Raw genomic sequence first — 11,740 nt, forward strand, 5'->3', positions numbered from 1 at the left:
GGGTGGCAGGCTTCGCGAGCGTAGCAGGACAGGGCGCAGCCTGGTCAGGCGGGCTGCTTCAACGGGTTGAGAACGAAATCGAAATCGAGCCGCCAGCGGCCGTTGGCCTGCTTCGTCCATGGCGCCACCAGCGACTGGCGCACCGCGAACACCGCGTCGGAGTCGAGCCACTCATCGCCGTCGCGGAACACATGGGTGATGAGCCGCTCGTAGCCCGGTGCCTCGATCTTGAAATGCAGGTGCGCGGGCCGCCACGGGTGGCGCCTGGTGGCACGCAGCAGGTCGCCCACGGGGCCGTCGACCGGGATCGGATACGCCACCGCCACCACGCTGCGGAAATGCAGCGAGCCATCGGGCCCGGTGCGCAGCGTGCCGCGGTTCTCGGCGTGGTCGAGTCCGGGGTGCTGCACGTCGTAGTGGCCGCCCGCGTCGGCCTGCCACACGTCGACCACGGCGTTGGGCACCGGCTCGCCATCGAGGCCGCGCACCGTGGCGAACACATCGCAGGGTTCGCCCTCGGCGCCGTTGGCCACGTCGTCGCCGTGCTCGTACTCTGGCGCGCCGTCGAAGTAGAAGGGGCCGAACACGGTGGCCTCGGTGCAGCCCGCCGGCTTGTCGTTGTTCATCGCGATGGTGAGCATCGACAGGCCCAGCACATCCGACAGCAGGATGAACTCCTGCCGCTTGTCGTCGCACTTCTGGCCGGTGGCGGTGAGGTACTGGATGCCCTGGAACCATTCTTCCTCGGTGAGCTTCACCTCGCGCGCGAAGGCGTGCAGGTGCTGCACAAGGCTGGTCATGATCTCGTGCAGGCGCGGGTCGGGCGTGTCGGCGAAGCGCGCGAGCACGGCCTGGGTGATGTTGTCCTGGTCGAGGTTGCGCATCGTGGTTGTCTCCATGGGGTCTGGTCGTCGGATACGACGCACTGTAGGCCGCGCACCGCTGCGCTGAAAGCATCTGGGCGCAAATGATTTTTCCGGCCAGCGGAACGGTCGCGCCCGCCCTGCGCCAAAATCGCCCGGCCCGACCAAAGACAAGCCCCGGAAACAACGCCCATGGACCGCTGGACCGAAATCGCCCTGCTCGTGCAGATCGCCGATGCCGGCAGCCTGAGCCGCGCGGCCGAGGCGCTGGGCCTGTCGAACGCCGCCGCGAGCCGCCACCTGGGCGCGCTCGAAGCCCGGCTCGGCGCGCGGCTGGTCGAGCGCAATACCCGCCGCCTGTACCTGACCGACACCGGCCGCGAGTTCTGCGCCCGCGCCCGCACCATCCTGGCCGACCTGTCGGATGCCGAATCGACGGTGAACGCCACCGCGCTCAACCCGACGGGCACGCTGCGCGTCACGGCCTCGCTCTCGTTCTCGGTCCACCACATCGCGCCGCTGCTGCGCGAGTACACCCAGCGCTACCCCGGCGTGAGGGTGCACGTGGAAGCCGCCAACCGCTACTTCGACCTGATCGACAACAACATCGACGTGGCGATCCGCACGCGCGAGTACGAACCCGACTCCAACGTGACGATTCGCCGGCTCGGCGAGACGCGGCGCATCCTCGCGGCCTCGCCGCGCTACTTCGCGCAGCATGGCTTTCCGAAGACGCTGGACGAGCTGAAGCAGCACAAGCTGCTGATCTACACCCACGCCAACAACCCGAACGAGCTGCGCTTCAGCCGGGACGGGGAAACGCACACGGTGCCGGTCACGGGGCTGCTCGAATCGAACGACGGCCAGGTGCTGCGCGCCGCCGCGCTCGACGGCATGGGCATCCTCGTGCAGCCGACCTACATCGTGTACGAAGACATCGTGGCCGGCCGGCTGGTACCTACGCTGGAAGACTGGGACCTGCCGCACCTGACGATCAACCTCGCGTATCCCAGCCGCAAGCACCTGTCGGCGAAGGTGCGCAGCTTCATCGACTTCATGGCCGCGCACTTCGCAAAGATGGAGTACGAGCGGAAATGGACCGGGCACTTCGGCATGCGCTGACGGGCCTTTCCGCCAAAACATGTGCGTAAACGCACATCCGGGTTTTCGGCAGCTCCGCACACTGGAACCGCAACCGTCGCATTCCGCGGCGGTCCTCCATTTCCAAGGACCAGCCATGAACACCCAGGCCGCCAACACAGCGCATGCGCCGATCGCATCGCCGCTGTCTGCTCTCTCTCCCTCCACGCTGGACGATTCCGGCAAGCTGCTGATCCGCGTGACGGTCGGCTTCCTGGTGCTGCTGCACGGCATCTTCAAGCTGTCGGCCGGCGTGGGCTTCATCGGCGGCATGCTGGCCAAGGCCGGCCTACCGGGCGGGCTGGCCTACCTCGTGTACGTGGGCGAGATCGCCGCGCCGCTGCTGATGATTGCCGGCGTCTTCACTCGCGCTGCGGCCGCCGTGGTGGTCATCAACATGCTGGTGGCCTTCGGCCTCGTGCACATGGCCGACCTGTTCGCAATGACCAAGCAGGGCGGCTGGGCACTGGAACTGCAGGGCCTGTACCTGTTCGGCGCGCTGACGGTGGTGCTGCTGGGCGCCGGCCGCTTCTCCGTCGGCGGACGCAACGGCCGCTGGAACTGAGCAAACCCGCGAATCATTCGTGGAATACCGCGGAACCGGCTTTGCCGGGCCGCCGGTATTGCCCCCGGAAGGGGGTTGGCGCTGCGGCACAAAGTGCGCGAAGCCCTGGGGGAGAGCACTAATCGCCCCTGACCTGCGAGACCATGGCTTCGAGGCGGGCCACGTCGACCACCAGCAGCGCCTTGTCGTCCTTGCGCAGCACGCCGCTGCGCACCAGCACATTGAGCTCGCGCGTCACCTGCTCGCGGTTGGTACTGATCTGGCTGGCCAGCGCCGCATGCCTGGGCGCCGGTTCGAGCCGAGCCTGGTTGTCCTCGACACCGGCTGCGCGGGCCAGGCGCAGCAGTTCGGCATGCAGCCGGTTCTGCACGCCGAGGGTGCTCAGGTCGATGACGCGCTCCGACAGCTGGCGCACCAATGACGCCAGCCTCAGCATCACCCGCTCGGCCACCAGCGGTTCATCGCGCAGCAGGGCCATGAAGGCGGCGCGGTCGAGGCTGGCGACCACGCTGGGCTCCAGCGTGACCACGTCGGCGGAGCGCGGGCCGCCGTCGATGGCGGCGATATCGCCGAAGTGCTCGCCGGCTTCGGAATCGCGGAAGGTGACCTGCCGGCCGTTGGCCGAATAGGTCGTCACCCGCACCCGGCCCGACACCAGCAGGAACACCTCGCCCTGCTGCTCGGCGCGCAGCAACAAGGGCTTGCCGGCCTCCACGCTGTGCCACAGGCATTGCTGGGCCAGCAGGTCCAGGCGCCGATCGGAAAGGCCTCCGAGCAGTGCGATCTGGCGCAGTGCAAGGCTGGAGCGGGGAGAGGAAGGTTCAGGTTTGGCCATGCCGGGGGTCGGTGGGGGCGCGCGCATTATGCTCGGGTGCCGCTTCGAACCCGTTCATGGACAGACGTTCCCTCCGCACCCCTTCGGGCCCCATTTTTCCGCTGAGACCGCCGACACGGCGCAATCTCCGCTGGGCGAGCGGGCTGGTGCTGATGGCCTACGTCACGGCTCACCTGCTGAACCATTCGCTGGGCATCTATTCCTTTGCCGCGGCCGAGACCGTGCTGCGCGGCGTGCAGAAGTTCTGGCACAGCCTGCCGGGCACGGTACTGCTGTATGGCGCGGCCGCCGTGCACCTGGCGCTGGCCGTGGTCGCCCTGTGGGAGCGCCGCACGCTGCGCATGCCGCCGCTCGAAGGCCTGCGCGTGCTGCTCGGCTTCGCACTGCCGCTGCTGCTGGCCACGCACCTCACGGCCATGCGCGGCGCCTACCTGGCCTATGGCATCGAGGGTTCGTACGTGCGTGTGGTCTGGGGGTTGTGGGACTGGCAAGGCGCGGCCGCACAGCTCGTGATGATGCTCGCGGCCTGGGTCCACGGCTGCCTGGGCCTGCACTTCGCGCTGCGGGTGAAACCGGCCTGGCGGCGCTTCTCTCATCTGCTGCTGGCCGTTGCGGTGGCGCTGCCGCTGACGGCGGCGATGGGCTTCGTGTCGATGGGGCGCGAGTTCCAGTGGACCGGCGTGCCGCCGGTCACGCTGCCGACGCCCGCGCAGGGCAGGGCGCTCAATGCGGCCGAAGGCGGCATCAAGTGGTTCTACGGCCTGGCGTTGGTCGCGCTGCTCGCGGCGCGCTGGGGACGCAACGGCTTGGCACGCTGGCCGCGGCAGCCCTCCGTGGCGCTGCGCTATCCCGGTCGCACGGTGCAGGTGCCGCGCGGCTGGAGCGTGCTGGAGGCAAGCCGCTCACACGGCATCGCACACGTCTCGATCTGCGGCGGACGTGCGCGCTGCTCGACCTGCCGCGTGCGCGTGGCCGGCCAGGCCGAGCACATCGGCGAGCCCGGCCGCGACGAGCAGCGCACGCTCGAACGCGTGCGCGCACCGGCCGACGTGCGCCTGGCCTGCCAGCTGCGCCCACGCGGCGACATCGAGGTCACGCCGCTGTTCGCGCCGCTGCCCAATGAAGGCCGGCCCGCGCCGGTCGGCAGCTTCGGGCGCGAGCGCGACGTGGCGATCCTGTTCGTCGACCTGCGGCGCTGGTCGGGCCTGTCGGAGCGGCAGTGGCCCTTCGACCTGGCCTACGTGCTCGACCGCTACTTCGCCACCGTGGGTGCAGCCGTGCGCGAGAGCGGCGGCGTGCCCAACCAGTTCATCGGCGACAGCGTGATGGCGATCTTCGGGCTCGAGTGCGACCTTCCCACCGCCTGCAGGCAGGCGCTGCGCGCCACCGAACTGATCAGCCAGCGCATGGACGCATGGAGCGAAGGCTTCGAGGCGCAATTCGGCCAACGGCTGGAGTTCGGCATGGGGCTGCATGCAGGCCGGGCCGCGGTGGGTGAAGTGGGCTACCTGGAGACCACGACCTTCACCGCCATCGGCGAAGTGGTCAATACCGCGAGCCGGCTGCAGGACCACTCGAAGACCGCGGCATCGCGCCTCGTGGTGTCGCTGTTCGCGGCCGAGCAAGCCGGCGCAGCGGATGCGATGGGCGCAGTCGAAACGCTCACCGTGCGCGGCCGCTCCGAACCGCTCGAAGTGCTCCGCGCACCTGCTTGATCGCCGAAAGCGGTGCGCAAACGCACAGCGTGAACCACGATGCGGTTTCACACTGCATCTCGTGGCAACGACGAATGTCCGCCGCCCACACAGACATCCAAAGGGACTCTCATGAACACCAGGCAATTCATCGCCGCTTCCGCCGCCGCTCTCGCCCTGCTGGGCGCCGCCGGCGCACATGCCGAAAGCTACGAAGGCGTGCAGGCCATCATCCCGTTCGCCAGCCGTGCCGACGTGAAGGCCGAAGCCATTGCCGCCGCGCGCGAGGGCAACCGCTACTCGGACAGCGCCGCCGAAGGCACCGTGGCCGTCAACTCCACGCTCGACCGCAGCGCCGTGCGCGACCAGGCCGTGGCCGCCGCGCACAACCCGCTGCAAAGCCTCGATCGCCGCGCCTTCTACCGCGACGAAGTGCCCTCGGCCTACAAGAAGCCGACGGTTTCGTTCACGCGCCAGGCCGGCCTGTAAACAGCAGCGCGGCCCTGCTCCGCCGGCTCAGGGCCGCGCACCTTCCCAGGCGTCCTGCAGCAAGGAGCGGATCGCAGCGCGCTCCAGCGGGCGCGGATTGGGATATTGGTTCTTGAGCGCGTGCTCGCAGGCCAGGTCGAGGTCCGATTCCTTCATGCCGATGTCGCGCAGCGCGACCGGCGCGCCGTTGTCGCGCGCGAGGTCGTACACGGCCTGCGCGGCGCTGCTCCCCCCCAGTGCCTTCGCGATGCGCGCCATGGCCTGCGGCGCCGCCTCGGCGTTGTAGGCAAGTGCGTGCGGCAGCACGATGGTGTGGGTCTCGGCGTGCGGCAGGTTGAAGCTGCCGCCCAGCGTGTGGCACAGCTTGTGGTGCAGCGCCATGCCGACGTTGCCGAGCACCGTGCCGCAGAGCCATGCGCCGTAAAGCGCATCGCTGCGGGCGCCCGGATCGTGCGGCGTGGCGCGGATGGCGGGCAACGCGCGGCCCAGTGCGGCAATGCCTTCCTGCGCCATCAGGTCCATGATCGGATTCGAATCGACCGCGTAGAGCCCTTCGGCCGCATGCGCGATGGCGTTGATGCCGCTGGTCACGCTGATGCCCACGGGCAGGCTCGAAGACAGCTCGGGGTCGTAGATCACCGTGCGCGGCAGCACCCTGAAGTCCTTGCCCGTCTTCTTCATGCCGGCTTCCGTGATGCCGTAGATCGGCGTCATCTCGGAGCCCGCGTAGGTGGTCGGGATGGCGAGGATCGGCAGGCCCGAATCGAGCGCAATGGCCTTGCCCAGCCCGGTGGTCGAACCACCGCCGATGGCCACGGCGCAATCCGCGCCCAGCCGGGCCGCCACCTCGCGCGCCTCGCGCGCGGTCTCGATGGGCACGTGCATCACGGCGCGATCGAACACACCGGCCGCATGGCTGCCGAGCATGTCGGCCACGCGCTCGGCCTGCGGGCGCTGCTCGGGCGTGGACAGCACGAGCGCCCGGCGCGCACCGAGCGCATCGATCTCGCGCGCCAGGTGCTGCAGCGAACCGGCGCCGAACACCACGCGCTGCGGCACGCTGTTGTAGACGAACGAGGGGATGGTCATGGCTTTGCTGTCTCTCGAATGTTCATGAGGCAACCGGTGCCGGCGGCCCATCGCGCGAGTATCCCGCCGGGCCGCTCCCCATTCAACAACAGGAGTGGAAAGGACTTTTCCGCTTACCCGATCGAGAAGCTCCTCCTCAGGCCGGCGAGACCCGCACCGTGCAGATCTGGCGGCTTTCGACGATCGCGAAGCGCACCGGCAGGAAGCGCTCGATCACCGCGCAGTTGGTGCGCGTGTGCTCCGTCACCTCGCTGCAGGTGAAGGCGCAGGCCTTCTTGCCCTGCCAGGCGGCGAGCGCCATCAGCAGCGCCAGCTGATCCGCGAGATGCGGGCCGACCGCGGCCTCGCTCTTCTGGAATTCGCGCAGTTCCTTCACCAAGCCATGCGCCACCTGCTCGGCGCTCAGCGACTTCTCGCCGAAGGCCGTGAACACCTCGGTGACGTGCTCGTACGCCAGCGTCGCCAGCAACGCGTTGCCGGGGCCTTCGTTCTGGCGCGCAGTGCCGAAACGCAGCTGCTCGCCGGACCAGCCCATCGCGCCGCCCAGCGTGTCGAGCTCGCGCGTCGGCACATGGCGCGGCAGCCCGGGCGCCAGGCATTCGGCATGGCTCGACCGATGTTCGCCGCGCGCCATCAGGTCGAAGGGCTGCAGCGCGCCGGCCGCAGGAACGATCGTCGCCTCTGCCTCGCCACCACCGGCCGGATAGAAGCCGCAGCGGCGCAGCGTCAGCTGCAGGTCGGCGCCCAGCCGGCGCACCAATGGCGCGAAGGCACGCTCCAGGAAATGGAACGGCGGTGCCATCGGGTTGTGCGTGCCACCGCTCAGGTGCACGCGGCTGGCCGCACCGGCAAGCAGCAGCGGCGGCAGCACGGTCTGCAGCACCAGCATGCAGCTGCCCGCGCTGGCGATCGAAAAGCGGTACTCGCCCGCGCGCACCGGGCCGGGCGCGAAGCGCAGCGACTGCGAGCCGAGCTCCGCGCCCTCCACCTTCGCGCCGCTGATTTCAGCGGCCGCGTTCACGCACGCGAGGTGCTGGCGCATCAGGCCCGGCTTGGCGCGGCCGGCACGGATCTTCTCGATGGACAGCGGCTGGCCCGTGGCCGCCGACAGCGCGAGGCTGGTGCGCAGGATCTGGCCGCCGCCCTCGCCCAGCGAGCCGTCGAGGTCAACCATGCGCAGCCTCCTGTTCTTGTTTGTCGAAGCGCAGCACCGTCTCGTGCAGGAACGCGTCGAGGCCGGCCTCTTCGGCCTGCGGCAGCGGCGTGACCGGCTCGGCCGCGTTGGCCGCCAGCTCCGACTCGATGAACGCATGGATGCCGGGCCAGCGCGGGCTGGTCGCGGCCTCTGCGGCGCGCATCTTCACCTCGAGCAGCGCGTTGATCTCGTCGATCAGCGTGGCGTCGCGTGCCGCATCGAGCGTGCGCTGCGCCAGGTCGGCGAAGCGCATCGGCGGCACGCCGGGCTGCGAGCGGATCCAGCGCGCGGCCAGCAGCGGGCGCAGCACGTAGAGATACTTCTTGTAGCGCACCTCGCCGGCCTGCAGATGCTCGCGGAAATTCTTCTTCGCCATCGAGCTGTAGTGGTGCCAGCCGCGCGCGTTGGAGAACACCGCCTCCGACAGCGCGCGGAAACGCGGCATCGCCACCATGTCGTCGCGGTACACGATGGGCGAACGCAGCCACTCGAGCAGCGTCGGGTTCGACTCGCGCATGAGGCCCAGCGCCTTGCGCAGATCCCAGCCATTGATGTCGAGGTCGCCGCTGATCGGCACCTCGATCACGTCGCGGCGCGGCTGCACCGTGAGGTACCACGGCAGCCGGTTGACGTAGATGAAGCGCACGTCGTAGTCGCTGTCGGGCGAGGCGAAGCCCCAGCCGCGGCTGCCGGATTCGCAGGCGAACAGCACGCTCACGTCGTTCTTCGCTTCGATGTCGCGCAGGGCGTCCATGATCTGCGCGCGCATGGCGGGCTCGATGGGGTGGGCGGAGCGCAGGAATTCCTTTTCAGTGTTCATGACTTTCTTCTTTTCTTCTTCTCTCATCAGGCTCGGGTGACGGCCACGTTGCCGGCACTGTCGAGTTCGTAAACGTCCAGGTCGTTGGCCAGGAACGCATGCCCGCGGTAATGCACCTGCGTCTCCGCCATCAGCGCCGCCATGCCCTCTTCGTTCTGGTGGCGTGCGCTGAAATGCGTGAGGACCAGGTTCGGCACCTCCACGGCTTGCGCGAACTCGGCCAGCATGCGCGCGGAACTGTGCATCGGCCCGGGGCCGACCTTGTCGAGCGCGTCCTGCGTGAAGGTGGCCTCGTGGACCAGCAGCTGAGCACCCTGGCAGGCATCGCGCAGCAGCGCGGGCTCTGCGTTGTCGCCGCCCAGCACGGCGACGGCCGTGTCGACCTGCGTTTCCGTGTAGTCGGCACTGCGCAGCACATCGCCGTTGAAGGGTACGTCCTCGCCGGTCTGCAGCGCGCGCCATGCGGGGCCGGGCGGAAGGCCGGCGGCCCGCAGCGCATCGGCCTTCAGCCGCACGCGCCGCGTCTCGACCTGCACGCGATAGGCGTGGCTCGGTACGCGATGCCGCAACAGGTGGCGCTCGATGCGCACGCCGGGCGCTTCGTACACCAGCGCCTGGTTCTCCAGATCGACGTGCTCCACCTCGTAGGGCAGGTGCAGGTCGGTCAGTTGGCGCGTGGCTTCGAACCACTCCCACACCGGCAGCGGCGCGATCAGCTTCAGCGGCTTCGTGCGCTTGTTCATGCCCGCACTCGCGAGCAACCCCGGCAGGCCATAGCAGTGGTCGCCGTGCACATGCGTGATGCAGACGGCGGCCAGGTCGTTCAGCGACAGCGGCGTTTGCAGCACGCGATGCTGCGTGCCCTCGCCGCAGTCGACCAGGAACCAGTCGGCGCCGAGCACCGTCTGCACCGCGAGGCCCGAGACGTTGCGGTGGCGCGTGGGGGTGCCGGAGGAGGTCCCAAGGAAAGTCAGTTTCATCATCACGCCTTGTCCTCCGCATGGCGAGCCAATGCCTTCGCCGCAGCGTCTGCCGCTTCACGCTCCCACCATCGGTGGTTGCTTCCGCCGGGGCGGGCAGCCACGAAGGCTTGGAGCCGCGCGATCTGTTCGGGCCCGCCCCAACGCCCCATGACCTCGATGGCGACCACGCGCAGGCTTCGCCACTTGCTCTGCAAGGCGGCATCCACTTCGGCGAGTGCGGCGGCGTCCGGCTGCGTCGCGGCGAGGGCGCGCAGCCGCGTCACCTCTTCGCGCAGCAGGTTGGCACCGGGGCGCTTCGAAGCTGCCTCGCGCAGCACGCTCCGAGCCTCGCGGCATGCATGGCACCGGACCGCCTGGCTGTGGACCGAGCCTTGGGCGACCTCGTACCACCACTTCTGCTGCTTGGCCGTCCATACCTCCTCGGCGCCGCAATCGCGGCAGGTGAAGGCGCGATCGAGATAGAAATCGAGCACCTCTCCATACATGACGTTGTAGCGCGCGAACTTCGACTTATCGGCCAGTTCCAGGCCCGGCACGGGCCCGCCGATCGTCAGCTTCCGCGCATCGTGCGCGCGCAGCCTGGCCTCCAGCGCCGCGGCGCGTTCGACGCGGCGTGCCTTGATCTCGGCGCGTCGCTGTTTGTTGCTTTTCATGGTCACAGTCTCGCCATTCTTCTTTCAGATCACGCGATAGGTACGCAAGTGATATTCGACCGCATCCGGAAAACCGCGCGGCAGGAGTCCCGGCGGGCGCTCTTGCGGAAGCAACTGGGCTCTCCGGCTCCATAGCCGGGTCAGCGCCGCTGCCTGTTTCGCTTGCGGTTGCACATAGGCGTTGTCCATCGCCTTGCCCCATGCATCGAGTTCGATAGTGACGGAACCGCACAGGCTGGCCGAAAGCCCCCCGCCCTCCAGCAGGCGCAGGACGAAAAGCAGGCGGTCCCACGGCGAGCCGCAGCCAAGCATCGCCATGACATCGCCTGCGACCTCGGGCCGCTCCAGCCCCATGCGCATCAGTACTTCAGGACTCGGCAAGGACGCACCGCGACGGACATGTTCCACCGCGACCCGGCGCACCTTCGGCGAACTGTCGGCGAGAAGGGCCGTCAGCTGCGCTTGCTGTTCTCCCTCGGCCGTGGCGGAGAGAACCAGCGAGGACGCCAGTCGTCGCAACGCCACCACCGGTGACCTCGCCAGCGATCGCGCGAGGACGGCCGTCTGCGGGTCCCTCAGCAGATGCAGCACGTGGAGCGCCGCAACGGCCGGATGGGCTTCGCCCGCGGGCCGCGCCAGGATGCTTTTCGCGCGCTCGGCGATGTCCTCCTTCCCGGCGGCCAGGGTGCCGACCGCCAGGGAACGAACGCCGGCGCTGCGGTCGAAACACATCGTGCGCACGAAAGCCTGGGCATCGGACTGCTGCAGCGCCAGCAGTTCGCGCATTCCCGTCATTCGCACGCGCGGCAATCTGGAGCGGCACGCGGCCTCGAACACCTTGCGGCGATCCGCCGGATCGGCGAACCGATCGACGGCTCCCAGGCAGAGCCGGGACATCGACAAGTCGTTCGAGTGCACGTTCCGGCACAGCAGCGCCAGAAGCGCCGACGCGTCGTCCGTTCGCCGCAGCCGCAAGGTGAAGATCCAACGCCGCGCCGAATCGTCCAGCGCAGGAGCATTTTTCTCGAGCGCATCGATGTTTCGGGCCAGGAATTCCTCGATGCTTCCTGTCAGTTCGCTCAGATCGGTTCGGCGCACGCGGTAGGTAAAAGCCAGCGCCGGCAGCGCACGCGCCCAGTGCGCAGCGAGATCGTCGCGCATGAAGGCGGCAAGGCCCTGCCTCGCGGCGTGGCGCACTTCGAAGACCCAGTCGCCGGCGCACACGAGCAGCACCGCGATGGCTTGCGGATCCACGCGACGCACCAGTTCGACGACAGCCGCTTCGCGCTGATAGCCGTCGGTCGAACGGGCAAGCGCCAGCAGCGCATTCGTATCCAGTGCCGACGCCTCGAGGCCCTGCACCGCTTCGGTCCTGGTTTTCCACCATTTCATCGCTCTGTCCTTTTCCCGGCGC

At 68.8% G+C, this 11,740-nt stretch carries 12 protein-coding genes; 4 read left to right on the forward strand and 8 right to left on the reverse strand.

Features of this window, described 5'->3' with window-relative positions; translation table 11 throughout:
- Window positions 1–44: 44 nt before the first annotated feature.
- Window positions 45–884 (reverse strand): intradiol ring-cleavage dioxygenase, encoded by an 840-nt coding sequence (locus ACEN9N_RS20060; RefSeq protein WP_007833148.1) that lies wholly within the window; start codon window positions 882–884, stop codon window positions 45–47.
- 171 nt (window positions 885–1,055) lie between these two features.
- Here ACEN9N_RS20060 and ACEN9N_RS20065 point away from each other — a divergent pair, with 171 nt between their 5' ends.
- Together ACEN9N_RS20065 and ACEN9N_RS20070 are read left to right on the forward strand one after the other, a co-directional pair.
- Entirely contained in the window at window positions 1,056–1,985 is a 930-nt protein-coding gene (locus ACEN9N_RS20065) for a LysR family transcriptional regulator (RefSeq protein WP_495654374.1), read from the forward strand.
- Between the two features lie 115 nt (window positions 1,986–2,100).
- Window positions 2,101–2,568, forward strand: coding sequence for a DoxX family protein (locus tag ACEN9N_RS20070; RefSeq protein ID WP_007833146.1), 468 nt, complete (start codon window positions 2,101–2,103; stop codon window positions 2,566–2,568).
- A 118-nt stretch (window positions 2,569–2,686) separates the two neighbouring features.
- Here ACEN9N_RS20070 and ACEN9N_RS20075 read toward each other — a convergent pair whose 3' ends face one another.
- Entirely contained in the window at window positions 2,687–3,430 is a 744-nt protein-coding gene (locus ACEN9N_RS20075) for a Crp/Fnr family transcriptional regulator (protein ID WP_495654375.1), read from the reverse strand.
- Between the two features lie 29 nt (window positions 3,431–3,459).
- Between ACEN9N_RS20075 and ACEN9N_RS20080 the strand changes: the two genes are divergently transcribed.
- Both ACEN9N_RS20080 and ACEN9N_RS20085 read left to right on the forward strand, forming a co-directional pair.
- Complete coding sequence (locus tag ACEN9N_RS20080; protein ID WP_495654376.1) at window positions 3,460–5,118, forward strand: adenylate/guanylate cyclase domain-containing protein; 1,659 nt, start codon at window positions 3,460–3,462, stop codon at window positions 5,116–5,118.
- A gap of 111 nt (window positions 5,119–5,229) precedes the next feature.
- Complete coding sequence (locus ACEN9N_RS20085) at window positions 5,230–5,586, forward strand: alpha/beta hydrolase (RefSeq protein ID WP_495654377.1); 357 nt, start codon at window positions 5,230–5,232, stop codon at window positions 5,584–5,586.
- A 27-nt stretch (window positions 5,587–5,613) separates the two neighbouring features.
- Here the strand turns inward: ACEN9N_RS20085 and ACEN9N_RS20090 are convergent, their stop codons facing one another.
- The 6 genes from ACEN9N_RS20090 to ACEN9N_RS20115 form a co-directional block, all read right to left on the reverse strand.
- A complete protein-coding gene (locus ACEN9N_RS20090) occupies window positions 5,614–6,675 on the reverse strand; it encodes a maleylacetate reductase (protein ID WP_413315752.1) in 1,062 nt (353 codons plus the stop codon).
- A gap of 136 nt (window positions 6,676–6,811) precedes the next feature.
- Window positions 6,812–7,849 carry an RNA 3'-terminal phosphate cyclase gene (rtcA, locus tag ACEN9N_RS20095; protein WP_495654378.1) on the reverse strand — a complete coding sequence of 346 codons (1,038 nt, stop codon included), beginning with the start codon at window positions 7,847–7,849 and terminating at the stop codon, window positions 6,812–6,814.
- Window positions 7,842–8,690: a nucleotidyltransferase domain-containing protein gene (locus ACEN9N_RS20100; protein WP_495654379.1), complete on the reverse strand. Its 849-nt coding sequence runs from the start codon at window positions 8,688–8,690 to the stop codon at window positions 7,842–7,844. Before ACEN9N_RS20100 ends, rtcA begins: the two co-directional genes overlap by 8 nt.
- Before the next feature lie 26 nt (window positions 8,691–8,716).
- Window positions 8,717–9,673: a ribonuclease Z gene (locus tag ACEN9N_RS20105; RefSeq protein ID WP_495654380.1), complete on the reverse strand. Its 957-nt coding sequence runs from the start codon at window positions 9,671–9,673 to the stop codon at window positions 8,717–8,719.
- Window positions 9,673–10,326, reverse strand: coding sequence for a zinc-ribbon domain-containing protein (locus tag ACEN9N_RS20110; RefSeq protein ID WP_495654381.1), 654 nt, complete (start codon window positions 10,324–10,326; stop codon window positions 9,673–9,675). Before ACEN9N_RS20110 ends, ACEN9N_RS20105 begins: the two co-directional genes overlap by 1 nt.
- Window positions 10,327–10,350: 24 nt before the next feature.
- Window positions 10,351–11,718, reverse strand: a complete 1,368-nt coding sequence (locus ACEN9N_RS20115; RefSeq protein WP_495654382.1) for a hypothetical protein — start codon at window positions 11,716–11,718, stop codon at window positions 10,351–10,353.
- Window positions 11,719–11,740 lie beyond the last annotated feature (22 nt).

It is taken from the genome of Variovorax sp. Varisp46 (assembly GCF_059491885.1).